General features: G+C 58.7%; 29 protein-coding genes. 16 read left to right on the top strand and 13 right to left on the bottom strand.

Annotation, left to right across the window (positions count from 1 at the left end; genetic code table 11):
- Window positions 1–237, bottom strand: a 237-nt coding sequence (locus tag ACP5EL_RS03500) for a hypothetical protein (protein WP_428401067.1), incomplete at its 3' end; no start/stop codon positions are given.
- 88 nt (window positions 238–325) lie between these two features.
- Here ACP5EL_RS03500 and cfbC point away from each other — a divergent pair.
- From cfbC to ACP5EL_RS03440, 12 genes are all read left to right on the top strand, one after another.
- Window positions 326–1,120, top strand: coding sequence for a Ni-sirohydrochlorin a,c-diamide reductive cyclase ATP-dependent reductase subunit (cfbC, locus tag ACP5EL_RS03495; RefSeq protein ID WP_428401066.1), 795 nt, complete (start codon window positions 326–328; stop codon window positions 1,118–1,120).
- Complete coding sequence (gene cfbB / locus ACP5EL_RS03490) at window positions 1,117–2,508, top strand: Ni-sirohydrochlorin a,c-diamide synthase (RefSeq protein ID WP_428401065.1); 1,392 nt, start codon at window positions 1,117–1,119, stop codon at window positions 2,506–2,508. The genes cfbC and cfbB overlap by 4 nt, the downstream gene beginning before the upstream one ends.
- A gap of 33 nt (window positions 2,509–2,541) precedes the next feature.
- Window positions 2,542–2,946 carry a pyridoxamine 5'-phosphate oxidase family protein gene (locus tag ACP5EL_RS03485; protein ID WP_428401064.1) on the top strand — a complete coding sequence of 135 codons (405 nt, stop codon included), beginning with the start codon at window positions 2,542–2,544 and terminating at the stop codon, window positions 2,944–2,946.
- 162 nt (window positions 2,947–3,108) lie between these two features.
- Window positions 3,109–3,513 (top strand): pyridoxamine 5'-phosphate oxidase family protein, encoded by a 405-nt coding sequence (locus tag ACP5EL_RS03480; protein WP_316968876.1) that lies wholly within the window; start codon window positions 3,109–3,111, stop codon window positions 3,511–3,513.
- 175 nt (window positions 3,514–3,688) lie between these two features.
- The gene (locus ACP5EL_RS03475; RefSeq protein WP_428401062.1) at window positions 3,689–3,886 is read left to right on the top strand and encodes a hypothetical protein; all 198 of its coding nucleotides are present in this window, start codon (window positions 3,689–3,691) and stop codon (window positions 3,884–3,886) included.
- A gap of 28 nt (window positions 3,887–3,914) precedes the next feature.
- Window positions 3,915–4,289 (top strand): hypothetical protein, encoded by a 375-nt coding sequence (locus ACP5EL_RS03470; RefSeq protein WP_428401061.1) that lies wholly within the window; start codon window positions 3,915–3,917, stop codon window positions 4,287–4,289.
- Entirely contained in the window at window positions 4,231–4,953 is a 723-nt protein-coding gene (locus ACP5EL_RS03465) for a hypothetical protein (protein ID WP_428401060.1), read from the top strand. The genes ACP5EL_RS03470 and ACP5EL_RS03465 overlap by 59 nt, the downstream gene beginning before the upstream one ends.
- Window positions 4,935–5,402 carry a hypothetical protein gene (locus tag ACP5EL_RS03460; protein ID WP_428401059.1) on the top strand — a complete coding sequence of 156 codons (468 nt, stop codon included), beginning with the start codon at window positions 4,935–4,937 and terminating at the stop codon, window positions 5,400–5,402. Before ACP5EL_RS03465 ends, ACP5EL_RS03460 begins: the two co-directional genes overlap by 19 nt.
- Window positions 5,353–5,988, top strand: coding sequence for a tetratricopeptide repeat protein (locus tag ACP5EL_RS03455; protein WP_428401058.1), 636 nt, complete (start codon window positions 5,353–5,355; stop codon window positions 5,986–5,988). Before ACP5EL_RS03460 ends, ACP5EL_RS03455 begins: the two co-directional genes overlap by 50 nt.
- Before the next feature lie 12 nt (window positions 5,989–6,000).
- Window positions 6,001–6,294, top strand: coding sequence for a hypothetical protein (locus tag ACP5EL_RS03450; RefSeq protein WP_428401057.1), 294 nt, complete (start codon window positions 6,001–6,003; stop codon window positions 6,292–6,294).
- Window positions 6,295–6,406: 112 nt separating this feature from the next.
- A complete protein-coding gene (locus tag ACP5EL_RS03445) occupies window positions 6,407–6,895 on the top strand; it encodes a hypothetical protein (RefSeq protein WP_428401056.1) in 489 nt (162 codons plus the stop codon).
- Window positions 6,896–7,066: 171 nt separating this feature from the next.
- Complete coding sequence (locus ACP5EL_RS03440; protein WP_428401055.1) at window positions 7,067–8,317, top strand: hypothetical protein; 1,251 nt, start codon at window positions 7,067–7,069, stop codon at window positions 8,315–8,317.
- 30 nt (window positions 8,318–8,347) lie between these two features.
- On the opposite strand, the gene ACP5EL_RS03435 is transcribed toward ACP5EL_RS03440, so the two are convergent.
- From ACP5EL_RS03435 to ACP5EL_RS03425, 3 genes are read right to left on the bottom strand one after another with little or no spacing between them, the layout of a single operon-like run.
- Window positions 8,348–8,893, bottom strand: coding sequence for a metallophosphoesterase (locus ACP5EL_RS03435; protein ID WP_428401054.1), 546 nt, complete (start codon window positions 8,891–8,893; stop codon window positions 8,348–8,350).
- Window positions 8,890–10,080 (bottom strand): sugar phosphate isomerase, encoded by a 1,191-nt coding sequence (locus tag ACP5EL_RS03430; RefSeq protein WP_428401053.1) that lies wholly within the window; start codon window positions 10,078–10,080, stop codon window positions 8,890–8,892. Before ACP5EL_RS03430 ends, ACP5EL_RS03435 begins: the two co-directional genes overlap by 4 nt.
- 46 nt (window positions 10,081–10,126) lie before the next feature.
- On the bottom strand, window positions 10,127–11,197 hold the full coding sequence (locus tag ACP5EL_RS03425; protein WP_428401052.1) for a formate--phosphoribosylaminoimidazolecarboxamide ligase: 1,071 nt from the start codon (window positions 11,195–11,197) through the stop codon (window positions 10,127–10,129).
- 168 nt (window positions 11,198–11,365) lie between these two features.
- Here ACP5EL_RS03425 and ACP5EL_RS03420 point away from each other — a divergent pair, with 168 nt between their 5' ends.
- Window positions 11,366–11,911, top strand: a complete 546-nt coding sequence (locus tag ACP5EL_RS03420; RefSeq protein ID WP_428401051.1) for an imidazoleglycerol-phosphate dehydratase — start codon at window positions 11,366–11,368, stop codon at window positions 11,909–11,911.
- A 70-nt stretch (window positions 11,912–11,981) separates the two neighbouring features.
- On the opposite strand, the gene ACP5EL_RS03415 is transcribed toward ACP5EL_RS03420, so the two are convergent.
- From ACP5EL_RS03415 to ACP5EL_RS03390, 6 genes are all read right to left on the bottom strand, one after another.
- Window positions 11,982–12,482 carry a hypothetical protein gene (locus ACP5EL_RS03415; protein WP_428401050.1) on the bottom strand — a complete coding sequence of 167 codons (501 nt, stop codon included), beginning with the start codon at window positions 12,480–12,482 and terminating at the stop codon, window positions 11,982–11,984.
- A gap of 6 nt (window positions 12,483–12,488) precedes the next feature.
- The gene (locus ACP5EL_RS03410; protein ID WP_428401049.1) at window positions 12,489–12,923 is read right to left on the bottom strand and encodes a hypothetical protein; all 435 of its coding nucleotides are present in this window, start codon (window positions 12,921–12,923) and stop codon (window positions 12,489–12,491) included.
- 195 nt (window positions 12,924–13,118) lie between these two features.
- Window positions 13,119–14,537, bottom strand: a complete 1,419-nt coding sequence (locus ACP5EL_RS03405; protein ID WP_428401048.1) for a 2-oxoacid:acceptor oxidoreductase family protein — start codon at window positions 14,535–14,537, stop codon at window positions 13,119–13,121.
- Window positions 14,538–15,581, bottom strand: a complete 1,044-nt coding sequence (locus tag ACP5EL_RS03400) for a 3-methyl-2-oxobutanoate dehydrogenase subunit VorB (RefSeq protein WP_428401047.1) — start codon at window positions 15,579–15,581, stop codon at window positions 14,538–14,540. It lies immediately after the preceding gene.
- 3 nt (window positions 15,582–15,584) lie between these two features.
- Window positions 15,585–17,477 (bottom strand): AMP-binding protein, encoded by a 1,893-nt coding sequence (locus ACP5EL_RS03395; protein WP_428401046.1) that lies wholly within the window; start codon window positions 17,475–17,477, stop codon window positions 15,585–15,587.
- Between the two features lie 21 nt (window positions 17,478–17,498).
- Window positions 17,499–18,047 (bottom strand): helix-turn-helix domain-containing protein, encoded by a 549-nt coding sequence (locus tag ACP5EL_RS03390; protein ID WP_428401045.1) that lies wholly within the window; start codon window positions 18,045–18,047, stop codon window positions 17,499–17,501.
- A 182-nt stretch (window positions 18,048–18,229) separates the two neighbouring features.
- On the opposite strand from ACP5EL_RS03390, the gene ACP5EL_RS03385 reads away from it, so the two are divergent.
- The 3 genes from ACP5EL_RS03385 to ACP5EL_RS03375 are packed head-to-tail and all read left to right on the top strand — an operon-like array spanning window position 18,230 to window position 20,874.
- Window positions 18,230–18,670: an archease gene (locus ACP5EL_RS03385; RefSeq protein WP_428401044.1), complete on the top strand. Its 441-nt coding sequence runs from the start codon at window positions 18,230–18,232 to the stop codon at window positions 18,668–18,670.
- A gap of 9 nt (window positions 18,671–18,679) precedes the next feature.
- On the top strand, window positions 18,680–20,101 hold the full coding sequence (locus tag ACP5EL_RS03380) for an RtcB family protein (protein ID WP_428401043.1): 1,422 nt from the start codon (window positions 18,680–18,682) through the stop codon (window positions 20,099–20,101).
- Window positions 20,098–20,874 (top strand): RNA methyltransferase, encoded by a 777-nt coding sequence (locus tag ACP5EL_RS03375; RefSeq protein WP_428401041.1) that lies wholly within the window; start codon window positions 20,098–20,100, stop codon window positions 20,872–20,874. The genes ACP5EL_RS03380 and ACP5EL_RS03375 overlap by 4 nt, the downstream gene beginning before the upstream one ends.
- 40 nt (window positions 20,875–20,914) lie before the next feature.
- Here the strand turns inward: ACP5EL_RS03375 and ACP5EL_RS03370 are convergent, their stop codons facing one another.
- The 3 genes from ACP5EL_RS03370 to ACP5EL_RS03360 form a co-directional block, all read right to left on the bottom strand.
- Window positions 20,915–21,343, bottom strand: a complete 429-nt coding sequence (locus ACP5EL_RS03370) for an RDD family protein (protein ID WP_428401040.1) — start codon at window positions 21,341–21,343, stop codon at window positions 20,915–20,917.
- Between the two features lie 206 nt (window positions 21,344–21,549).
- Window positions 21,550–22,005, bottom strand: coding sequence for an RDD family protein (locus ACP5EL_RS03365; RefSeq protein ID WP_428401039.1), 456 nt, complete (start codon window positions 22,003–22,005; stop codon window positions 21,550–21,552).
- A gap of 157 nt (window positions 22,006–22,162) precedes the next feature.
- Window positions 22,163–22,348: an MM0924 family protein gene (locus tag ACP5EL_RS03360; protein WP_428401038.1), complete on the bottom strand. Its 186-nt coding sequence runs from the start codon at window positions 22,346–22,348 to the stop codon at window positions 22,163–22,165.
- Between the last annotated feature and the right edge of the window lie 195 nt (window positions 22,349–22,543).

Below are 22,543 nucleotides of genomic sequence, written 5' to 3'. Positions count from 1 at the left end.
GGTGAGCTCCTCTCCGCCGACCCCAGCGTCCAGGTCGTAGTAGAACCAGCCGAAGCTCTCGGCGTTCCAGCTCCCGTTTCCATCGGAGAACGAGCCCCGGACGAGAGACTCCGGCACCTGGGCTGAGGCCGATATGGTCGCGGCCAAGATGCAGAGGAGGACCAGAAGGCAGGCGGCCTCCATCCACCATCTCTCAGCTTCGACTTCCGACTTCCCGCCACTGAAATTCGATCTCATCTTCTCCGGACTTCCCGCGGTTCAGTAACACCAACTTGGATAACCTGTATATCCGATGGCGTGGCTTTGGGCGTTCTGGAGATAGAACATGTCCCAGGTTAAGCATGTTGCGATATACGGCAAGGGAGGGATCGGAAAGTCCTGCACCGCATCCAACGTCGCGGCGGCCTGCGCCGAAAAGGGTTTTCGAGTGCTGATGGTGGGCTGCGATCCAAAGAGCGACTCGACGATAACCCTCGTCGGAAGGAGGATCCCCACGATGATGGACCTGATAAGGGCCGGTGGCGAGATCGCCGAGGAGGACGTCGTCTTCGAGGGGTATGGGGGCGTGAAGTGCATCGAGGTCGGGGGGCCCGAGCCCGGCGTCGGCTGCGCGGGTCGGGGGATCATCGTTGCCATCGAGTTTCTGAGGAAGGTCTCCAAGGTCCTCGACGAGATCGACCTCACCCTCTACGACGTGCCTGGAGACATCGTCTGTGGCGGCTTCTCCGCGCCCATAAGAAAGGGGCTGGTGACCCAGGCCTACATAATAACCTCTGGAGAGTACATGCCGATCTACGCCGCAAATAACATCTGCCGGGGCTTGAAGAGGCTGAACACCCCCCTGGCGGGGGTCATCTGCAACTCCCGAGAGGCCTCGGGCGAGAGGGAGATCGTGGAGAGGTTCGCGATAGAGATCGGATCTGAGATGGTGGCCTTCATCCCCAAAGACCCCCTGGTCCAGAGGTGCGAGAGGAAGGGGATATCGGTGATCGAGGGGGCGCCCGAGTCCGAGATCGCTGGCATCTACCGAAAGCTGGCGGAGCACGTCGCTGGCGACTCGGAGCCGAGGCACCCCGAGCCCATCGACGACGACCAGCTCCGGGAGCTGTCCCTGATATGAGGAAAGATATTCCGAGAATACTCCTGGCGGGGGACCGAAGCTCCAGCGGCAAGACGACGATAGTGGCGGGTCTCCTCTCGGCCCTCCGAGGAAGGGGCCTTTCAGTCCAGTCCTACAAGGTGGCCCTCGACTACATCGACCCGAGCTACCATACCGGGATCACCGGCCGGTGGTGCAGGAACCTCGACGGCCACCTGATGCCTGAGAAGACGATCCGGGAGGTATACGCCCACGCCGCAGGGGGAGCAGACGTCGCCGTCATCGAGGGAGTCCGGGGGCTCTACGAGGGGTACGACGGCGACCGGGGGAGCACAGCCCAGATCGCCAAGATGCTGAGGTCGCCGGTTATACTTGTGGTGGACGCGAGGTCCATCACCCGAAGCGCGGCGGCTCTGGTGAAGGGGTACATCGACTTCGACCCCAATGTCGATATAAAGGGCGTAATCCTCAACAAGGTCGGGGGAGAGAGGCACGCCAGAAAGGCGATCTCGGCTATCCGGGAATATGCGGGGGTCGAGGTCGTCGGGGTCATTCCCAGAGACGAGTCGATGCACCTATCGATGCGCCACCTGGGGCTCATTCCTATGCAGGAGGGAGAGAGGAGGCATACGGGGTTTGCGGAGAGGCTGGCCAAGATCCGCCAGGTGGTAGAGGAGGGGCTGGATATCGATCGGATCCTCGATATCGCCGCCGAGGCCCAGCCCCTGGAGGAGCCGGAGCCCGACTTATACCTTCCGAGCAGCGAGGGCGAAGGAGTCAGGATCGGCGTCGCCCTGGACGAGGCCTTCAACTTCTACTATCGGGATAACATAGAGCTCATAGAGCTTGCCGGAGCTGAGGTGGTCCCCATAAGCCCGATCCACGACTCCGTCCTCCCGAAAGTCGACGGCCTTTACGTCGGCGGCGGGTATCCGGAGCTTTATGCCAAAGAGCTATCTGAGAACGGGTCGATGATCGCCTCCATAAAGCGGGCCCACGAGGACGACATCCCCATCTTCGCCGAGTGCGGAGGTCTGATGTACCTCTGCGAGGAGATCGACTGGGATGGTGAGTCCCGCCCGGCCGTCGGCCTCATCCCGGCCAAGACCAGGATGGGAGGCCGAAGGATCGTCAGCTACACCGAAGGGGAGTTTCTTCGCGACTGCCCCATGGGGCCCCGGGGCGCCACCTTCCTCGGCCACGAGTTCCACCACTCCGAGCTGGTCCTGGAAGAGGGGACGAAGGTCGAGTACGCGATCCGGCTACAGCGGGGGATGGGGATCGAGAAAGGCATGGACGGGATCGTCGAGGGGAACCTGGTCGCCTCCTACAACCACTTCCATGCAGCCTCCTATCGGGAATTTCCAGGCCACTTCATAAGATGCGCTCGGGGAGCAAGGGATAAATAAACTGCATTCAGTCTAACAGGCGGTGATGATGATATGGTGAATATGCCCCCCGAGGTGAGAGAGACCCTGGAGAAGCAGTGGCCCATCCCCTTCGCGACCGCCTCCTCCGACGGAAAGCCGAACGTCGTCTTCATGGGGATTTTGAAGATAAAGGACAACGAGACACTCCTCTTTGCGGACAACTTCTTCAACAAGACCGCGACGAACCTGGCCGAGAACCCCCGGGCCTCCGTCGTCTGCTGGACGAAGGACCCGAGGCGGTCTTTCCAGATCAAGGGGGCGGTGACCTTCGCCGACGAGGGGCCGATCTTTGAGGAGATGGAGGAGTCGGTCCGGGCCCGAAAACCCGACCTCAACATGAGGCGGGCCGTGATCTTCAAGATCGAGGAGATCTACGAGGCGAACTCCGGCCCGTCGGCCGGGGACAAGATCGCCTGATGGGGGTGACCCGAGGGGGCCTCCAACGGCCCCGATCTGCTCTTCTCCATCCACGGCATTTCTTCAATCCTTTTCAACCCCTTTTTCTCGAATATCTGCCTCGCGCCTCCACGACGCAAAGAATAAATATATTGATATTCTATTTGAACGAAGGTGATCTAAATGGTCAAGATGCCAGCTGATGTTAGAGCTACCCTGGAGAAGCAGAAGCCCGCCCCCATCGCCACCGCGGACGCAAAAGGAACGCCGAACGTCGTCTACGTCGGTTTCCTGAAGGTCCTGGACGACGAGACTATAATGATCGCGGACAACTTCTTCTACAAGACCGCAGCAAACCTCGCCGAAAACCCCAAGGTTTCAATCCTCTGCTACGACACCGAGACGAAGAAGTCCTTCCAGATCAAGGGCACCGCCACCATCTACAAGGAAGGAGAGCGCTTCGACGAGATGACCAAGTGGGTTTTAGCCGTCAACAACAAGCTCCCAGCCAAGGCCGCCGTGGTGGTGAAGGTCGAGGACGTCTTCAACGCCATGTGGGGCCCAACGGCGGGGAAGAGGGTCGTCTGAAGGGGATATTATGGCAGAGGGATTTGCCCTCGAATATCTTTTTCGAGCTGCTGTTTTTGGCCGCAGACGCAAGAGCACATACTCTTCTGCATAGCAGAATAGGATAGATTTATTGAGCATGGGGTCATTTCTTGATGTGAACGAAATCTCATCTTGGAGCAGAGGGATTATCGATATGCCAAAGGCGAAGAACTTGCAAGAGGCCTACAACAACCTGGTGGTGGAGCCGCTAGAATCTGAGGAGGAGTTCAGAGACTTTTACGTCGAGAGGCCAGTGAAGGCACCTTCTCCCATAGAGGAGCTGAAGGACCGGATCCACATCTCAGATCGGAAAGGAGAAGTACCTCTTTCTGGGGTTCAGAGGCTCGGGTAAGAGCACGGAGCTGAACCGGCTCTTTGACATGATCGATCCCGACCGGTTTCTGGTGGTCAGCTACTCGATCCGCGACCAACTGAACGTCAGCGACTTCGACTTTCGAGACTTCTTCGTCTCGATGGCCCTGATGATCTATGACAGGGCAGAGGTCGACGGTGTCAAGCTCAACCGGGATATCGAGGAGGACTTCAAGGACTTCGTAAAGCGCATCACAAAGGTCGAAGAGGATGAGGTCACCAGGTCCAGAGCTGCGGGTATCTCTTTGACCCTAGCCAAAGTTCTGCTACTGATAGCTGGGTCGAGAGGCGAAGACCCGGGAATACGTCCGAAAAGAGCTGGAGATGCAGATCAGCGACCTCATCCAGAGGCTCAACTGGCTTATCGTCGACGTCGAGGATAAGACCGAAAAGAAGCTCGTCGTCATCGTCGACGACCTGGATAAGCTGACCCGCGTCGAGCAGGCGGAGGAGTTCTTCTACAAGAACTACGAGCTTCTCTCCCAGCCGAGCTGTTTTGTGATTTACACCTTCCCTATCCCCCTCGCCTTCAACCCCTACTTTGAGAATGTTAGTTCCGCCTTCGATGATGTCATAATCCTGCCGCAGCTTCCGGTGATCAACAGAGACGGCAGCAGAAACGAGACGAACCTGGGCTTCTACCGAGACGTTGTAAGAAAGCGGATGGAGGATCAGCTGATCGACGATGCCGTTCTGGACGAGGCTATCCTCTCCACCGGAAAGCTCTCGGAGTTCGTCTCCATCATGAGAGATGCCACGATCAAGGCGTACAGAAACAGGAGAGATAAGATCTCGATAGAGGATGTGGAGAGCGCTCTTGAGAAGCTTAGGAGGACTTACGACAGGACCCTCACCGAGGCCCACAAGCGCAGGGCTCTGGCGATCCACGAATCAAAGGAAGCCCGCGATCTGGACAAAGACGATGGCATAAGCCGTGAGCTCCTCTTCAGCCTGACGGCCGTCGAGTACGAGGACGAGAACGGGAGGTGGTGCGACGTGGACCAGCTGCTTCTACCTCTGGTGGAAAAATGGAAGAGACGAGAATAGAAGACTCGACGGCTGAAGGCGCGAGGATCGAAGAACCAATATTAGAGGAAGAGAGAACTGAAGACCTGGAAGAGATCGACACCATCATCGCGGAGCTGGAGGTCTCGAAGGGAAAAGGCAACCTCATACTCTGCGTCGTCAACGCCCCGGCTTACAGGGACGGGATCATCCGGTCTTTGAGCCGCAGATTCAGGTCAAAAGTAATTGCTGTAGAAGAAGGCGAAGACGTAATCCAGAGCCTGAAGAGCAGGGATTTCGGCGACGCCTGTGTGCTGATCTGGACGATGCCCGAAAAGCTCACCGAGGAGCTGGCGGATGCGCTGAATAACTTCCGGGAGCTATTTTACGACGCAGGGGGTTGCGAACGTCATCTTTTCGAGCCAGAGCTTTCTCGACGATGTGATAAGAAGAGCCCCCGACTTCTGGAGGTACAGAGGAAATTATCATGAGCTGAAGGGGCGCGATGGAGGCCTCGCCTTCGAGGCGATCGAGGCTCTGTCGACGTCACTACGCTACCAGAGCAAGGAGGATCTGCTGAGGCGGAGGAGGATAAACGAGCACCTCCTCGAAAAGGTGAAGGACGAGTGGGAGGCCGCGAAGATCCTGGATGAACTGGGGCAGATATCTTATCTTCTGGGGGATTATGATAGGGCATCAAATTATCTGAAACAAGAATTGAAAATTAGCGAGGAGATTGACTATAAGAAGGGCGTCGCAAAATCGCTCCACAACCTGGGAGCCCTCGCTCAGGATGCGGGCGACCTCATTGAGGCCCGCCGCCTCTACGGCGAGAGCCTGAAGATATTACAAGAGATGGGTTACAAGGCCGGCGTGGCCATAACGTTGGCTCAGTTTGCTCTTCTAGAGGAAAAGGAGGGAAACCTGAGTCAAGCGCTGGATCTGATCCGAGAGGCTGAGAAGCTGTTCCTGGAGCTGGGAAGCCCCTCCGCAGCCCAGGCTCGACGGGTCCGAGAACGATTAGAGGAAAAGATCGCAAGCAAAAAATGTCGGAAGGAGCCTAAATATCTCCCCTGAGGCCTGATGTCTATGAAAGATGAAGCTATAATGAAAAGACGGATTGCAGAGATCTTCGGCCTCTCCCAAGAGGAGTGCGATCTGGTGAACAGGATCATCATTGAGGAGATCCTGGCAGAGTCGAAGGACACCCACGACCTGATCCGGCGGGCCCTGGACCGGTTCGCCAGGACCGAGGGGGAGAGGATGGCCTTCCTCGCGGGGCACATCACCGGCTGGGTCCTGATGAAGGCCGACATGGAGATGGATATCGACTCCTACTTCGCCGACTCCCGTTCCAGGGGCCCGAAGGGGCAAAATACGTAAGCAGCAAGCATACTCCGCGCCCGCGAAAACGAGGTGAAGGGACAGGAGGGCGCAAAAAGGGAACGCCAAAGGGGAAGGTTTTTTCACCGGACGGATCTGAAGTCCTTTCACTTTGAGGACGAGACTCCGACTGCGTACCGGGATGAGCGACCGGGAGCTGTGGCGACTCTGGCGCGATCAGTTCGACGACGATCTCGCGGCCCTGGCCGAGGCGATCTGGGCCGCAAACAAGATGGTGAAGACGGAACCGCACGAGGCCCGGGATCGGTTCTACGCCCTCAAAGACGAGTTCATCCTCAGGTACGCCACCAGCGGTCGACGAGTCCGTGACGAGCCACCCCCTCCATGGTATCGGGGCGCCCACGGCTCTGTCCGGACCCTCTACTGCTACCGAGTCTCTGTGGGCGAGAGGGTCTACAGGCTTCACAGCTACCTCCGGCCCCTGGAGGTGGAGCCCGGCCTCGCCGAGGACGGGGAGGAGACCGGCGGCTCCTCCGTGGACGAGTGGTCGTGGCTTCCTCTATCTTATAGCGAGCTCTACAAGATGCTGGCGAGCTACGCCCGGGACCGGTGGGGTTATTCTGCAGAGGGGACGATCTGACCGTACCTGCCGACGCCTGGTGAGATGCCGGATCAGAACTGACCTATTTTGGCCCGTCGCTTCAGTCAAGGGATCGGCGCAAAGCCCTGAAAAGTTAAGTATATACCTCTTTGAGGACGATCCGACTTTGGGGGAAGACCAATAGAACGTCAGGACGGGTGACGATGATAGATGACCATATTCGATTCCTTATTTGAAGCGCTGATGACCGCCGCTGAGAGGGTGGACCAACTTAGGCAGAAGAGCGGGACGAAGGCCGCCCTCCTCGCCCTCCTGGCGACAGCGATATTGATATACGTCCTCGCTCCCGGCCCCTACGATCCCGAGATGCCATGCCCCATGGACAATACGTCCAGCATCGGGCTTGAGCCTCCGCTCTGGTGGGTCGGCGGCGGCCCGAGTACGCCCCTCCTCTCATCGATGGGGCTCGACCCGAACTCCCGGATCAGCTACGAGGTCGCTCTCGGCACCTCCGATGAGGATATGCAGGTTGTGGGAACAGCCCGAGGGGGCAGGAGAAAGGAGAACCTCCACATCAACATCACGAGGCCCCTCGATCCCGGGACCGTCTACCTCTGGCGGGTGGCGGCCGAAAACGGCTTCAAAAAGAGGGCTGAGAGCGAGGTATGGACCTTCAGCACCCGATCTCTTCCGGTGATCGAACATTTCGAGGCCGACAGGACCGCGATGGACCTGGGCGAGACGCTGAACCTCAGCTGGTCTGTCGCCAATGCGGGAGAGGTTGAGATCGAGCCGGGAGTGGGAGAGGTATCCACCTGGGGCGAAGTCACCTTGGCGCCCTCGAACGACGTCAACTACACCCTCACGGCCAGAAACTTCGCCGGGATGGCGAGGGCCGCAGTGGAGGTCGCGATCCTCCAGCCCCGAGTCATCGACTCGATGGCCGGGGGATGGAGCAGCCTCGAGGACGGCAGGGGCTCCATCGTCCAGGACATAAGGACCGTCACCGGGGTCGAAGACGACGCCACCAGAATATCTTACGATCTGGTTCCCGACGGATGGGTCGGTATCACCAGGACGGTCCGTGGGAGAGGCGGGAACGGGAGCCTGAACCTCGCCGGAACCGACGGCATATCCTTCTTCCTCCGAGGAAGCGAGTCCGCCAACACCCTCCAGGTCTGGGTGGGGGACGCGAACGGAACGGTCTACGGCCGCCCCTGGGAGAGAGGCGCCATCGCCCCGGACTGGGCCCGCCAGGAGGCGTTATACGAGGAGTTCGGCTGCATCGAGGCCGAGGGCTCCGGGTGCATAGATGCGACATTAGACCTCAGAAACGTCACCGCCTTCTACTTCATCGTAAGAGACCCCGAGGGCGGGGCGCTTGGAAGCTCGGGCTGGATCGCCGTCGACGACCTGGAGGCCTTGCGCCTGAAGGATGGCGGAGCCGAGGGACGACCTTGAAAGATAAAGACCGACCGAGGCTCAGCCCCCTCACCTTCCCTTCCCTGGTCCCTCGGCCAGGGACTCAGCGTACTTGAAGTAGCCGCAGATCGGCTTTCCGAGGGGGACGATCCTGCCCCTGATCACCCTTCCATCGACCTCGATCTCGGCCGCCGACGGAGCCGAGAGGCGGGGCTCCGTCGGGCTTCCGGGACAGACGAGGAGGCGGGACCCGAGCTCCAGAACGGGCCTGTGAATGTGGCCAAAGACGAGGGCGTCCACCTCCATCTCCCTCGCCAGAAGCTCGGCGCCCGTGAGGTCGGCAGAATGAGAGGCCCTGTGGACGAGGCCTATCTTCGACCCCTCGACCACCATGATCCTCCTCTCGGGAAGGAGGGACTTCACCTCCGGTTGATCGGAGTTGCCGCAGACGGCCTCGAGGGGGCCAAGGTCTTTGAAGGTCTCGTAGACCTCGAGGCTGGCGAAGTCCCCGGCGTGAAGGAGGAGGTCGGCACCTCTCGCCAGATCGAGGAGGCCCCGGGGAATCTGGGATCCCAGCTCGATGTGGGTGTCGGAGATGACGATGATCCTCTTCATGCGTGAAGCCTTTTCATCCCGGCCTCTTCGATCCCCAGAAACTCTGCACCGACGGCGACGACGCTGTTGGTGAAGATCGAGGCGTTGATCTCAAATATGGGATACCTGTGCATGCTGTACTCCGAGACGAGCCAGCTTGTGGTCCTGCGGGAGCCGCAGATCTGGTCCAGGTACTCCTCAGAGACGGGTATGAAGATGATCTCCTCCTCGCGGCCGTTATCTGCCATCAGCTCCACCAGCTCCGAAGAGGGGTTTGTCGTAATCGGCATCACGTCAGCCCCCCTCTTGAAAGCGCTTTTGACCCCTTCGAGGCACTCATAGGTGTTCCCGCTCCCGGTTATGGGCACGTAGACGTCGCCGATCTGAAAGCTAGGCGTATTGAAGTCCCTCTCCCAGTAGCTGGTCTTGTTGAGGTGGGTGAACCTCATCTCAAAGGCTCTCGCCACAAGCCCCGACCTTCCTACGCCGCCTATGATGTACCTGCCGCTTCTAGGAAAGAGCCTCTCAAACCAATCGGAAAGCCTCCCCTCGTCGATCCGGGAGATGAGCCTGCACTGGCCTGCAAAGTCCTTTATGGTCGATAGGTAGCTCTCACAGGTGGCGTTGGGGACGCCCTCGATCCTGGCCTGGACCTCTTTGAAGACCGCGTTCAAGAAGGCCAGCACCTCCAGCTCGAACTCCGTCCCCATGGGCGAGAGCTTGGAGGTCCTGGTCATGTCCAGATCGTACTTCGTCTTCCCCTCGATCACCAGAACCGACCCGTTCTCGTAATCCTCCACCAGCCGGTGGGCCGTTCCCTCCTCGTTGGCGGTGATCAGCCTGATCTCCCCGCCCTGATTCATTATGTCCTCGATGTACTTGTTCACCGCAGGGGTCTCGCCCGACCCCGAGACCGCGATTCCCAGGTTCTTTCTCGTATGCCGGAAGTGCTTCTGGACCGGGTCCTCCATGGTGCAGGGGAAGGCGTTGAAGTGGTTGTAGAGGAGCTGAAGAAAGCTGTAGAGGGAGAGGGCGCTCCTCCCGGCCGCGAGGCCGTAGACGAAGTTCCTCTCGTCTTTTGATATCAAAAACGACGCCAACGAATCTGCAAAGGCGTTCACGCACTCCAGGTCGAGCTTTCCCAGCTTCTCTATAAAGGAGCACTGGAGAGCGGTAGCTTCTTTGTAAGTGTCGAAGAGACCTGCCATACAAGAGAAAAAGTCAGATGGGTGGAAGATAATAAGCCTTTGCCCACTAGCTTATGATCTCCGATAGTCTTCCCTGGTCTCTTGCGAGGCTGATCTCCTGAGCGATCCTCCTGCCGTTGGACAGGTCTTTTTCGATCAGGTCGGAGTAAGGGGAGCCTGAGATGAAGACGTTGGTCCCGGCGACGATCCGCGCTGAGATCTCGAAGACCTTGAATTTCAGGTCGTCGGTGACGATCGTCTCCAGGCAGAAGGGGCCTATCATACCTCCGAAGAGCTTGATGGAGGCCTCGACGACCCTCTCCCCGAGCTCGAAGGCCTTGGGCAGGAGGGACTCCCTGAGGACGAGGGGGATGTTTCCAGTTACGACGAAGCTCGGATATATACCCGCCGCCTCCAGCTCGTCCATCGAGCCTATCCTGAAGATCTCGTCGGCGTTGCTCTCGACCCTCCGGTCGATCCCCAGCATCTCCAGAGTCCCCTGGCTGAGGGCGTAGCCGTGAGACCGGATGGGCGAGTAGAAGTAGTGGATGTAGTACCGGGTTCCCAGGATGAACTCCTGAATGGTGTGCCGCTGGGAGCTGTCTACCTTGCCCAGGTATTCACCCTTGCTCTTGGATATGAAGAAGCCCTTGCCCCCCTTCGCGCCGTGGTACTTGACGATCACTGGCCGGTCGATCTCCTCGGGGGTCGCAAACCTCATGGGAAGGTCGATTCCTGCTTTGAGGAGCCATTCCCGCTCCATCTCCCGGTCGCTCTCCCAGGCGAGAGAACTCCGGTTTCCGAAGGTCGGAACCGGCATATCCTCGAACTTCTCGGCGCCGAGGTACTCCACCAAGGACCCGTGAGGGACGACTATGGCGTTCTCCTCCACGAGCCGGTCGCTCTCTTCGAGGAGGGCGGCGTAGCTGTCCAGGCTCAGAAAGGAGTCTGGCCTTGCCAGGGGGAAGGCGTCGTAGAACTTGGGCGGTCTGCCCAGGCATATCCCCAGGGTCTTGAAACCCTCTTCGCGGGCCCCGTGAAATATCTGGAGGCTGCTATGAGAGCAAACTGTGGCAATAGTTAACTCTTTTGGGTCATATCCTGTCAAAATTTCTTGTATTTTGCTCTTGTCTATCATATCTACAACCTTTGGAACGGAATGACATGAGCCACGGGTACATAAGGCCTTCGACAGGTCAAGATCGCCGAGGATCGAAGATCGTGAATCGACCGTCCCTCTTGATCTCTCAAGGCGGTCTGCGCCTTCTCAGAATAGGTTAAAATATCTTCGAATAGACCCGATATCATGCGCGCATCTTTCAGGAGAGATACTGCGGAGACAGGAATCGAAGTCTCCCTGGACCTGGAGGGGTCGGGATCTTCAGATGTCCATACAGGAGTCCCTCTCCTCGATGAGATCCTCAAGATCCTGGCCCAGGCTTCGGGGTTCGATATCGAGGTCAGGGCCAGAGGAGATCTAGAGACCGGAGACCACCACACCGTCGAGGACGTCGCCATCGCCTTTGGTCAGGCCTTGGCCAAGCTGGCCAGTGAGGGGATCGGAAGCTCCTCTGTCCCCTCCGGTGAGGCCCTGGCCTTTGCTGCCGTGCGGTTCGGGTCCCCCGGATATGGGGACGACTTCCGCTTCCAGGCCACCTCCCTGGAGGGGATGCAGCTGGAGAACCTGAGCCACTTCATGAGAACCATGGCCTACAACGGGAGGTCCACCCTTCATCTGAGAGCCTCAGGAGGCGACGACTGGCAGAAGGTGGAGGCACTGGCACTATCTCTGGGCCGGGCCCTGAGGAGGGCGGTCGAGGATGGAGGGAAAAAGCGTAGAAACGGCGAATAAAGGGCCGAAATAACAGATCCAATCGACGAAATGAATCAGGATCACGAGAGATGCAAAAGAGGGACGCGATTTAGGGTGATCCGGAGCTACGCTGGACGGGCTCGATGAAGATCTCCGAGGTGGCTATGGCGTTGCCGCCCTTCGCCGTGTTTATGGATATGACGATGATGTTCCTCACGTCGATGTCCATGTAGTTTATGTCCGTCGGGGCCGCCTGGAACTGGCCATTGCTGGTGACGGTGCGCCGCCTTTCGGTATTGATCGCCACCACCGCCTCAAGCCTCTCTTCGTCTTCGGAGTCGTCGAAGAGGGAGACGCCGGTCGCATCCGAGAGGGAAAAATCTGAGGTGGCGCTTCTGCTCAGATCGTCTGTGCTCTGAATGCCAAGCTTGATCGATGAACCGGGCTTCGCGAAATCCTCGTGAAAGCCCCTCACCTGGCTGAGAGAATCAGGATAAACCGGCTCGGCTATTGCAGGATACTTATCCGCCGAGGCAACAGGACATGCCGGGCCAAAAATTAATAGCGTGCTCATCAGCGCGAGGCCGATGAGCTGCCAATTCTTCTCCATCGTATCTTACTGCTCAATGAATGTATCACATTCGCAGCATTCGCATCCCGGTGCTGTGCCCTGCGTCGAACATACCTCTATTCTGTTCTTCGCAGTTGCATAGCCGGTGGCTGTAGCGAACTGGTTGCCAGAGGATATCTTCTCTATGTTTACTACTCTGGTATCCCATCCCATCTGATCTGCTGCAAGACATCCACATTCTACTACCGGGAATCCTTCCTGGTACAGCATCCCTGCCACCTGGTCCTTCTTAACGATCAGGTCGTTGGTGGCGTCACCATGCCAAAAACCAAAGGCGCGCTGATCTTCCGAGCTGACCAGATCGACATTCGCGTTGTTAGGCCAGTCGCCTAGAGAGAAACCAACTGCTGAGATGCCTGGGCAGTTTGTCCCGGTACAATCCGCTACTGCTGGAGCGGCAAAGAACGCTACAACCAGCACTAATAGCACTGCAAATTTCTTCGTAGTCTCACCCCTTCATTGCTTGAAGTTAGTCATAAGTTAGGCGTCGGTCATATTTGTATTTTTTGGTACTAAGCACCCGAAAGCTGCCGGGCTCGAATAATGCCCGCCCGATGCTCTGCATCACTTGCGAGCATTCGGGCGGGCAATCGATGACTACCTTGTCGAAAGCCTTCACCTCACGCTTCTTGCGCCGGCCTCCAGGATCTCCAGGTTCAGCGGTATCAGCTTCGGCTTCTTGGCGAAGGTCCTCTCAAGAGCCCCGCCGAAGGCCTCCTCGGGAAGGCCGAGGTTTCCCGCCTCCATCAGAGCGCCGAACATCGCGGTGTTCGCGGCCTGCTCTGCGCCTTTGGACAAGGCTATATCCGTCGCCGGGACGGGAATCGCCCTGACGCCCTCAGGAGGCTTGAAGGCGCCGGCCAGGGCGTCGTATAGGATGAGGCCGCCCTTTTTGACGTCTGAGGCGAACTTCTCCAGGGATAGCCGGTTGAAGGCGACGAGGACGTCGGGGTTGTCGACCACAGGTGAGCCTATCCTCTCTCCTGAGATGACCACGGAGCAGTTCGAGGTCCCTCCCCTCTGCTCGGGGCCGTAGTCGGGGTACCAGGAGACGAACCGACCAGACCGGTTGGCTGCCTGGGCCAGGGCGAGCCCCATGCTGAGGACGCCCTGGCCACCGAACCCCGCGATCTTGACCCCTTTGGCCTTGAACTCGGGGTCATGCAGGACCTCGATCGACTCCTGGCCAGCGAGGCCGAAGATGGAATCGAGGGAGTCCTTGGAGAAGTCGGACTCTCTCCTCTCGATCGGCTCCGCCTCGCTGGATCGGTCCCTGAACCTCTTCAGGGGAAACTCCCGCTCCATCTCCTCGTTTATGAACCTCTCGATCCCCTTCACGTCCATCCTGAGGATGGTGGGGCAGGGCGAGAGGAACTCGACGAAGGCGTAGCCCTTCTTGTCCCTCTGGATCTCAAGAGCCCTCCTCACGGCGCGACGGGCCTTCCGGATGTGATTTATGTCCGAGAGGGATACTCGCTCGATGTAGACGGGGGCCTTCAGGGTGTCGAGAAGCTCGCAGATGTGGATCGGGTAGCCGGAGTCCCGGGGGTCTCTCCCCGCTGGGGTGGTGGCGGTAACCTCGCCCACCAGCGTCGTCGGAGCCATCTGGCCTCCGGTCATCCCGTAGACGGTGTTGTTCACGAAGAAGACCGCCATCTTCTCCCCCCGATTTGCGGCCTGGACCGTCTCGTTGAGGCCGATGGAGGCGAGGTCGCCGTCTCCCTGGTAGGAGATGGGGATGGCGTCGTCCTCGGCCCGGGATATCCCGGTGGCGATGGCGGGAGCCCTCCCGTGGGCCGCCTGGACGTGGCCGCAGTCGAGGTAGTAGTAGGCGAAGACCGAGCAGCCCACCGGGCTCATCACCACGCAGCGATCCTGGATGCCGAGGTCTGCCATGGTGTCCGCGATCATCTTGTGCAAAATCCCGTGACCGCAGCCCGGGCAGTAGTGGGTGGCCGTGGGGGCAGAGCCACCTTTCCTCTCAAATACGCTGTAAAATCCAGCAGGTCCGATCAACTTCTCCTCTGCAGCCATTTATGCCACCTCCCTCATCCTCTCGAGGATCTGATCGCGCTGAATGAGGTTTCCTCCAAACCGTGAGACGAGGGCGACGTCTTTGCATCCCGTGGCCAGCCTTATGTCGTCTCTCATCTGACCGTCGCTCATCTCGACGGAGATGAAGCCACACCCCCTCTCGGCGAGGGCCAGGAGCTCCTCGGAGGGGAAGGGAAAGAGGGATATCGGCCTGAAGAGGCCAGCCCCTATGCCCTCTTCTCGGGCGGCATCCACCGCGGACTTTGCGATCCTGCTGCTGATCCCGTAGGAGACGAGGACCACGTCGGCGTCCTCGCACCTGTATTCCTCATATTCCACCTCGTTCCTCCTTATCCGTTCGTACTTCGCCTGGAGCTTGAAGTTGTGCTCTTCGAGCTCTTTGAAGTCGAGGTCGATGGAGGTGACCAGATTTCCTCTCGTCTCTCTGTTTCCACATACGGCCCAGGAGGTGTCGATCACGGGCTCGATCGCCGTCTCCGGAAAGCTCAAAGGCTCGATCATGTGACCCAGGACCCCGTCGGCCAGGATCACGGTCGGGTTTCTGTACTTGAAGGCGAGTTTGAATCCCTTGATGGTGAAGTCGCACATCTCCTGGACGGAGTTTGGGGCGAGGACTATGTTCTTGTAGCATCCGTGCCCCCCGCCCTTGACCGACTGGTTGTAGTCGGACTGTTCCGGCCCTATGTTTCCAAGGCCGGGCCCTGCTCTCGCTATGTCCACGATGACGCAGGGAAGCTCGGCTCCGGCGATGTAGGATATGCCCTCCTGCTTCAGGCTCATCCCCGGGCCCGAGGAGGCGGCCAGAACCCGGTGACCTGCGGCCGCCGCGCCGTAGACCATGTTTATGGCGGACTCCTCCGACTCCGCCTGGACGAACTTTCGTCCCACCATCGGGAAGTACTTCGAGGCCTCGTGGAGTATCTCGCTCGCCGGGGTTATGGGGTAGCCGAAGAAGCAGTCGCATCCGGCGTACATAGCCCCCACCACCACGGCGGTGTTTCCATCAACTAGCTGGGCTGGCATATCTCATTCCTCCTCGAACTTCTCCTTTGACGGTATGTGAACCTCTATGGCGAAGGGCTCGGGACAGGTATAATAACAGTTTCCGCAGCCGATGCATCCCTCCCCAGAATAGATGGCGAACCGGTAGCCCCGGGCGTTCAGCTCTTCTCCGAGCGCGAGAACGTTGGCGGGGCAGGCGACGATGCACCTCTCGCAGGCCTTGCACTCGAGGGCGTTTATGATCGGATAGGGCTTGTCCTTCTCCCTGATCTCGACCCTTCTTATCTTGCCGCTGATCGTCTTGGGAAGCTCGTCGGCGAACTCGACGATCCTCGGATACTTGTAGGGGGCGGTGATCCCCTTGACGTGGTTTTGAAGCTCAACCTTCAGCCCTTCCGACGGAGCATATCCCCTCGTCAGAACCACCGTCGCCTTCACCACCTGTCCTCTCAGCTTGTCGGGGACCCCGGTGATGGCGCACTCCAGGACCGCGGGATGGGTGAGGAGGGCGCTCTCCACCTCGAAGGGTCCGACCCGGTATCCGGAGCTCTTTATGATGTCGTCGGCCCTCCCCACAAACCAGAAGTATCCGTCCTCATCGACCCAGGCGGTATCTCCGGTGTGATAGTAGTCGTCGTGCCAGGTGTCCCTCATCTTCTCGGGGTCGAGGTGGTAGTCGACGAAGAGGCCGACGGGCCTGCCCCTGTCTGTCTTGATCACGATCTCCCCCTCCTCGCCCACCTCGCAGACCTTGTCGTTCTTGTCGACCAGGACCATCTCATACCCCGGCGATGGCTTGCCCATGGATCCGGGCTTGGGGTCCATCCAGGGGTAGTTGGCGATGGCGACGACCGTCTCGGTCTGGCCGAACCCCTCCATCAGCCGCAGGCCCGTAGCCTCCAGGAACCGGTTATAGATCGTGGGGTTGAGGGGCTCGCCGGCGGTGACGGCGTACTTGAGGGTCGAGAAGTCGTACTTGGACATATCCTCCTTTATCATGAACCGATAGATGGTGGGGGGAGCGCAGAAGGTGGTGACGCCGTAATTCGCGGCCATCTCCATCATCCGTCCGGCGTCGAACCGGTCGTAGTCGTAGACGAAGACCGCAGAGCCCGCGATCCACTGGCCGTAGAGCTTCCCCCAGACCGCCTTCCCCCAGCCGGTATCCGCGACGGTATAGTGGAGGCCGTCGTCCTCGACGTTCTGCCAGAACTTGGCGGTCAGGATGTGGCCGAGGGGGTAGGTCTGGTCGTGGTTCACCATCTTGGGGTTTCCCGTAGTCCCGCTGGTGAAGTATGCGAGGAGGATGTCCGAGTTCTCCGTCGCCTCAGGACCTATGGGCCTCTCGAAGTCCGGGGATGCAGCTTTTAGCGCCTCTCTCAGGTTGAGCCAGCCGTCCCTCTCCCCATTCCCCACGAAGGCCTTCAAAACCCTGCCGTCTCCGAGCTCTCCGCAGGCTCCGTCCACCTCGTCGGGGACGCCCTCCTCCCCGATGGTGACGATCATCTTGAGGTCGGCCCTCCTTATCCGGTAGAAGATATCCTTTCTCTTGAGCATGTGAGTTGCGGGGATGGCCAAGGCCCCGATCTTGTGCAGGCCGAGAATGCATATCCAAAACTCGTATCTGCTCTTGAGAGAGAGCATCACTGCGTCGCCCTTCCGGATTCCCTGACCGGAAAAGAAGTTTGCAGCCTTGTCGCTCAGAAGCTTCATCTCCCCGAAGGTGATGATCTTCTCCTCGCCCAGGTCGTTACACCAGACCAGGGCGATCTTTTCGGGGTCGTCTTCGGCATAGACGTCCACCACGTCGAAGGCGAAGTTGAAGTTATCGGGCACCGTGATCTTGAAGTTCTCTTTAAAATCCTCGTAAGACTCGAAGTCGGTCCTTGAGACGAACCTATCCAGTAAAGACGACATTTTTCGTTCCTCTTTCTGCTGTTACATCACCACGACGAGCATCTTCGCAGGCCTGTCGCTTTTGGCCTCCATAGCGTGCCGATATGACGAATCGAAGAATATCGAGTCGCCCTCGTTCAGGATTATCTCGTGATCGTGGATGAAAAACTTGAGGGTCCCCTCCAGCACGTAGTCGAACTCCTGGCCCGGATGGCTGTAGGCCGAGGGCTTCTCCTCCCGGGGCTCGATGGTGACGATGAAAAACTCCGCCTTCTTGGAGAGGAACTTTCCCGCCAGGTTCTGGTACTTGTACTGACGCCGCCGCTCCACCTCGACCCCTTCACCCTTCCGCGTCACCGTGAATATCCGCATCCTCGGCTCCTCGCCGGTGAGAAGCAGGTTCATGTCCACATCGAGCCTCTGTCCGATCTCGATCAGCTTGCTAGCTGGAATCTCCGTCTTCCCCTCCTCATAGGAGGAGTAGGTCTCCAGGGGCACCTTCAGATATTCAGCCATCTCCTCCGCCGTCACCTTGGACAGCTCCCGCATCTCGCGAACCCGGGATGCGATCTCCTCAATCGTCTCCGCCATGCCGATTCACCAACTGAACCTCGATATACCTATGATATATAGCCTCTACCACTCGGGCGAGGGCAGAAAGTTTGATAATAAGGCGGCGATAAAAAATCTCCCCCGAATTCGACGTCCTTTTGAGAGAGGGCAAGAGGCCGACCTCAACCTATTAATAAACCCCTGCCCTTGATTGAGCCAGGATGGAGCCTTTCGAGTATATCGAACATACCGCCGACGTGAAGTTTCGAGCACATGGCAGAAGCCTGGAGGAGACCTTCGAGAACGCGGGCCTTGCGATGCTCGCCGCCATGATAGACCCCTCCACCGTGAAGGTCGAGGAGACCTGGTCCGTCGATATCGAGGCGGAGTGCCTGGAAGATCTCCTCTACGAGTGGCTCTCGGAGGTCCTCTACCTCTTCGAGGTGGATCTGGCCGTCTTCTCGGAGTTCGAGGTCGCCCTCGAAGAGGGGGAAGGGGGCTGGAGGCTCTCTGGCCGGATCGGCGGGGAGAGGGTGGACCTGGCGAGGCACTTCTTCGAGACGGAGGTGAAGGCGGTGACCCTCCACCAGTTCGAGATCAAAAAAGAGGCCAGGGTGGGGGGAGAGGAGATCTGGACCGCTCAGGTGGTCTTAGACGTTTGAGGTGATCCCATGATGAACAAGGTAGACGATTACATCTTTGAGGTGCCGATGGGCCATCAGAAGGGGATGCTTGTGCCGGGAAGGATCTTCATCTCCGAGAAGCTCCTTGAGCAGGTGGAGCCGGGAACCATCGATCAGGTGGCGAACGTGGCCACTCTCCCTGGGATAGTGAACTACTCGATGGCGATGCCCGACGCTCACCTCGGCTACGGATTTCCCATCGGCGGCGTCGCGGCCTTCCGGGAGGAGGGGGGCGTCATTAGCCCCGGTGGCGTCGGGTTCGACATAAACTGCGGCGTCCGGATGCTCCGAACCGACCTTCGGGCGAAAGATGTGGTCCCGATGATATCAAACCTCGTCGAGGACCTCTTTCACGACGTCCCCTCCGGAGTCGGGGCGAAGGGGAGGCTGAGGGTATCGGAGCATGAGCTCGACGAGGCCTTCACCAGGGGGGCCGCCTGGGCGGTGGAGGCGGGCTTCGGGGTCGATGAGGACCTGGAGCACTGCGAGGAGAACGGCCAGATCGAGGGCGCAAAGACCGACCACGTCAGCCTCAAGGCGAGGAAGAGGGGAAGGCCCCAGCTCGGCACCTTGGGGAGCGGAAATCACTTCCTTGAGATCCAGAGGGTGGACAAGATCTTCGATGAGCGTTTGGCAGAGCGGTTCGGCCTCTTCGAGGGGCAGGTCACCGTCATGATCCACTGCGGATCGAGGGGGGCAGGCCACCAGATCTGTACCGACCACCTCCAAGTTCTGAGCAAGGCTGTCCGAAAGTACGGGATAGACCTCCCCGATAAACAGCTCGCCTGCGCCCCCCTGGGGACTCCGGAGGCCGAGAACTACTTCGGTGCCATGGCGGCGGCCGCAAACTACGCCTGGGCCAACCGCCAGATCATCTCCGCCTGGACCAGGGAGGTCTTCGAGAGGTATTTCGCCGACGCCCGGCTCGACCTCGTCTACGACGTCGCCCACAACGTGGCAAAGGTGGAGGAGCACTCCGTCGACGGCTCGAAGGAGAGGCTCTACGTCCATCGCAAGGGGGCGACGAGGGCCTTCGGCCCCGGAAGGCCCGAGATCCCTGAAGCGTACAGGGAGGTGGGCCAGCCCGTCCTCATACCCGGCAGCATGGGAACCCCCTCTTACGTCCTCTGCGGGAGCGAGGGGGCGATGAGGCTCACCTTCGGGAGCGCCTGCCACGGCGCCGGAAGGATCATGTCCAGGACCCAGGCGAAGAAGACCTACGCCGGGACCGAGGTGAAGGACGTGCTTTCAAGGCGCGGGATCAAGGTGATGGCGACCTCCCCCAAGATGCTGGCCGAGGAGGCCCCCGAGGTCTACAAGCCGAGCGACGAGGTCGTCGACGTCGTCCACCATCTGGATATAGCGAGGAAGGTGGCGAGGGTCGTCCCCCTCGGAGTCACCAAAGGATGAGGCTTTTGGTCGTCCTGGTGGAGCCGATCTACGAGGGGAACGTCGGCTCTGTGGCTAGGGCTATGAAGAACTTCGGCTTCTCCGACCTCGTCCTCGTCCGCCCCTGCGAGATCGAGGAGTTCGGCCTGGCCATGGCCTCCCACGCGCGGGATCTGATCGAGGGGGCGAGGGTCGTCGACTCCATCGAAGAGGCGGTGGAGGGCGCAAACCTCGTCGTGGGAACCACCGGGGTCAGGGGCCTCTCCACCGACCGTCACCTGAGGATCCCGAGCCTCAGTCCCCAAGAACTGGCCGAGAGGCTCGATGGGACGACGGGCGAGGTGGCGCTTCTTTTGGGGAGGGAGGACGACGGCCTCTCTCGGGTGGAGCTTCTGGCCTGCGACGTAGTCGTCACCATACCCACCAGCTCGGGTTATCCGATAATGAACCTCTCCCACGCCGCAGCCATCCTATTTTACGAGCTATCTCAGGTGGAGCCCGGCGAGGTCAAACTGGCTGGCCAAGCCAGCCTCGCCTGGCTATACGACAACTTCAGGGTCGCCCTGGTCGAGTCGGAGTACCACCAGCACAAGCTCGATAAGACGATGCTGATGCTGAAGAGGATCTTGGGGAGGGCGCAGCTGACCGATCGGGAGGTTCAAACCCTCCACGGGGTCGTCAGAAACCTCCGCTGGGGCGCGAAACATCGGGGCGGGGAGCCCCCTGAGGATGGCGAGGTGAGGGTGACCGACGAGATAAAGAGAACTGGAAGGGCCCAGAATCCTCCGATTTGACCTCCTGAGCTCGGAGTCGCCCCACTGAATCTGGATCTCATCAGGCCTTGACCACGTAGGTTCCGGCGATCTTGTCGTGCCAGCCCTGGTTCTTCTTGTCGATCAAGATCCAGACGTACCCCAGGAGGATCACCGCCGCAGATATGATCATCCCGATCCATCGGAGGAGGCCCTTGCCGTATCCGACTGGATAGGTCCCGTCGGTGCCGATCAGCTTTATCTTCATCGCCGTCATCCCCGGGGTCTGACCGTTTCCGAAGAAATAGGCGAAGTAGACCGCCGAGACCAAGACACCAAGAAAGGCGAGTATCCCGCCGAACGCCCCGCCGATGCTCATCGAGGCGTAGTTGAGGACCGATCCGATCACACCGACGATGAACCCGTCGATCAGGTAAGATATCAGCCTCGGTCCCGCGCCCGCCAGATTCAGGACCATCTTCTCCCTCTCTACAACTATCTCCGTCTCCATCTTCTGATACCTCCAAAGCCATTCTGCAGTGATCAATTACTCAAACTTATATAAATAATTTCTCATATTTCAGCAGGCGTAACGATGGAATAAGTCGGATTTATACTATCACTCCATGATTAAAATACGGTCAAGAAAGCTTTCAGCTTCCGAGGTTTGCTCCAATTTAAGAAAAATAAATGGTAAAGTTCTCTGAGCGCCTCCGATCACGCCTTGACCACGTAGGTCCCGGCGATCTTGTCGTGCCAGCCCTGTCTCTTCTTATCGATCAAGATCCAGACGTACCCCAGGAAGAGCACCATCCCCGAGATCTCCATCCCTATCCACCGGAAGAAGCCTTTTTTGTAGCCTACCGGCTCGACCCCGTCGGTGCGGATCAGCTTGACCTCCACCAGCTTCATCCCGGGGGTCTGCCCTTTGCCGAAGAAGTAGGTGTAGTACCCTATCGCGATCGCCGCCATGAGGATGTAGACCGCGATAAAGGTCATCGAGAAGTCGCCGCCGGCAATCGCCTCCTCTTCGATCTGGACTCCAGAAAGAAATATCAGGGCGATGTAGATGACGCTCAAGACGACGACATCGACCAGGTAAGACGCCAGTCTCTGGCCGACGCCGGCCAGGTCCAGATCCGCTTTATCCGCTTGAGAAACCGCTTCGTCCATTTTACAACCACCAGCAAAAGACTTTGTGGGTCCGCTGATATAAATATTTATCACAAATAGTATTTAATGAAATAATGAAAATGAAAAGAGATCGGAGATGCTGATCAGGACGAGGGGAAGGTGCAGGAGGAAAAAGATGAGGAGGGGCTCTGAGAGTTCAGACCTCCCAGGCCGCGATCACCTTCTCGATGTTCACGTAGTCTCTCCTTCCCTCGTTCTCCAGGACCAGGACGCCATCGGCGGAGCCCACCACCCTGCCGCGAAGCCGCTGGTTTCCGTCCCCGCCGAAGTAGACCTCTACCTCCTTGTTCCACAGATGCTCTGATACGAACTTATCCATCATGGATTCCTCACCTCAAAGAAGCTCTTTGACAATAAAACAGCTCTAAACTAGATATAACTTGTGGTTAAGCCTGAAAATTGGCCTAAAATCCGAAAAAACGGGCCAAAATTTAAATCAACTTGATTAAACGGTTTTAACAAGAATCAATCAGAGTTGATGATCTGAAAACCTTTCATCAAGTCAAATCGAGTTTAA

The sequence above is a fragment of the Methanocrinis sp. genome (assembly GCF_049974945.1).
In the GTDB taxonomy this organism is placed as follows: Archaea; Halobacteriota; Methanosarcinia; order Methanotrichales; family Methanotrichaceae; genus Methanocrinis.
The sequence above is the reverse complement of the archived record's forward strand: the minus strand, read 5'-3'. Positions and strand labels throughout refer to the sequence as shown.

Bases quoted from the DNA above. Each gene is read 5' to 3' on its own strand.
- cfbC (WP_428401066.1), top strand. From the start codon at position 326: ATGTCCCAGGTTAAGCATGTTGCGATATACGGCAAGGGAGGGATCGGA.
- cfbB (WP_428401065.1), top strand. From the start codon at position 1,117: ATGAGGAAAGATATTCCGAGAATACTCCTGGCGGGGGACCGAAGCTCC.
- ACP5EL_RS03485 (WP_428401064.1), top strand. From the start codon at position 2,542: ATGGTGAATATGCCCCCCGAGGTGAGAGAGACCCTGGAGAAGCAGTGG.
- ACP5EL_RS03480 (WP_316968876.1), top strand. From the start codon at position 3,109: ATGGTCAAGATGCCAGCTGATGTTAGAGCTACCCTGGAGAAGCAGAAG.
- ACP5EL_RS03475 (WP_428401062.1), top strand. From the start codon at position 3,689: ATGCCAAAGGCGAAGAACTTGCAAGAGGCCTACAACAACCTGGTGGTG.
- ACP5EL_RS03470 (WP_428401061.1), top strand. From the start codon at position 3,915: ATGATCGATCCCGACCGGTTTCTGGTGGTCAGCTACTCGATCCGCGAC.
- ACP5EL_RS03465 (WP_428401060.1), top strand. From the start codon at position 4,231: ATGCAGATCAGCGACCTCATCCAGAGGCTCAACTGGCTTATCGTCGAC.
- ACP5EL_RS03460 (WP_428401059.1), top strand. From the start codon at position 4,935: ATGGAAGAGACGAGAATAGAAGACTCGACGGCTGAAGGCGCGAGGATC.
- ACP5EL_RS03450 (WP_428401057.1), top strand. From the start codon at position 6,001: ATGAAAGATGAAGCTATAATGAAAAGACGGATTGCAGAGATCTTCGGC.
- ACP5EL_RS03440 (WP_428401055.1), top strand. From the start codon at position 7,067: ATGACCATATTCGATTCCTTATTTGAAGCGCTGATGACCGCCGCTGAG.
- ACP5EL_RS03435 (WP_428401054.1), bottom strand. From the start codon at position 8,893: ATGAAGAGGATCATCGTCATCTCCGACACCCACATCGAGCTGGGATCC.
- ACP5EL_RS03430 (WP_428401053.1), bottom strand. From the start codon at position 10,080: ATGGCAGGTCTCTTCGACACTTACAAAGAAGCTACCGCTCTCCAGTGC.
- ACP5EL_RS03425 (WP_428401052.1), bottom strand. From the start codon at position 11,197: ATGATAGACAAGAGCAAAATACAAGAAATTTTGACAGGATATGACCCA.
- ACP5EL_RS03420 (WP_428401051.1), top strand. From the start codon at position 11,366: ATGCGCGCATCTTTCAGGAGAGATACTGCGGAGACAGGAATCGAAGTC.
- ACP5EL_RS03415 (WP_428401050.1), bottom strand. From the start codon at position 12,482: ATGGAGAAGAATTGGCAGCTCATCGGCCTCGCGCTGATGAGCACGCTA.
- ACP5EL_RS03405 (WP_428401048.1), bottom strand. From the start codon at position 14,537: ATGGCTGCAGAGGAGAAGTTGATCGGACCTGCTGGATTTTACAGCGTA.
- ACP5EL_RS03400 (WP_428401047.1), bottom strand. From the start codon at position 15,581: ATGCCAGCCCAGCTAGTTGATGGAAACACCGCCGTGGTGGTGGGGGCT.
- ACP5EL_RS03395 (WP_428401046.1), bottom strand. From the start codon at position 17,477: ATGTCGTCTTTACTGGATAGGTTCGTCTCAAGGACCGACTTCGAGTCT.
- ACP5EL_RS03390 (WP_428401045.1), bottom strand. From the start codon at position 18,047: ATGGCGGAGACGATTGAGGAGATCGCATCCCGGGTTCGCGAGATGCGG.
- ACP5EL_RS03385 (WP_428401044.1), top strand. From the start codon at position 18,230: ATGGAGCCTTTCGAGTATATCGAACATACCGCCGACGTGAAGTTTCGA.
- ACP5EL_RS03380 (WP_428401043.1), top strand. From the start codon at position 18,680: ATGATGAACAAGGTAGACGATTACATCTTTGAGGTGCCGATGGGCCAT.
- ACP5EL_RS03375 (WP_428401041.1), top strand. From the start codon at position 20,098: ATGAGGCTTTTGGTCGTCCTGGTGGAGCCGATCTACGAGGGGAACGTC.
- ACP5EL_RS03370 (WP_428401040.1), bottom strand. From the start codon at position 21,343: ATGGAGACGGAGATAGTTGTAGAGAGGGAGAAGATGGTCCTGAATCTG.
- ACP5EL_RS03365 (WP_428401039.1), bottom strand. From the start codon at position 22,005: ATGGACGAAGCGGTTTCTCAAGCGGATAAAGCGGATCTGGACCTGGCC.
- ACP5EL_RS03360 (WP_428401038.1), bottom strand. From the start codon at position 22,348: ATGATGGATAAGTTCGTATCAGAGCATCTGTGGAACAAGGAGGTAGAG.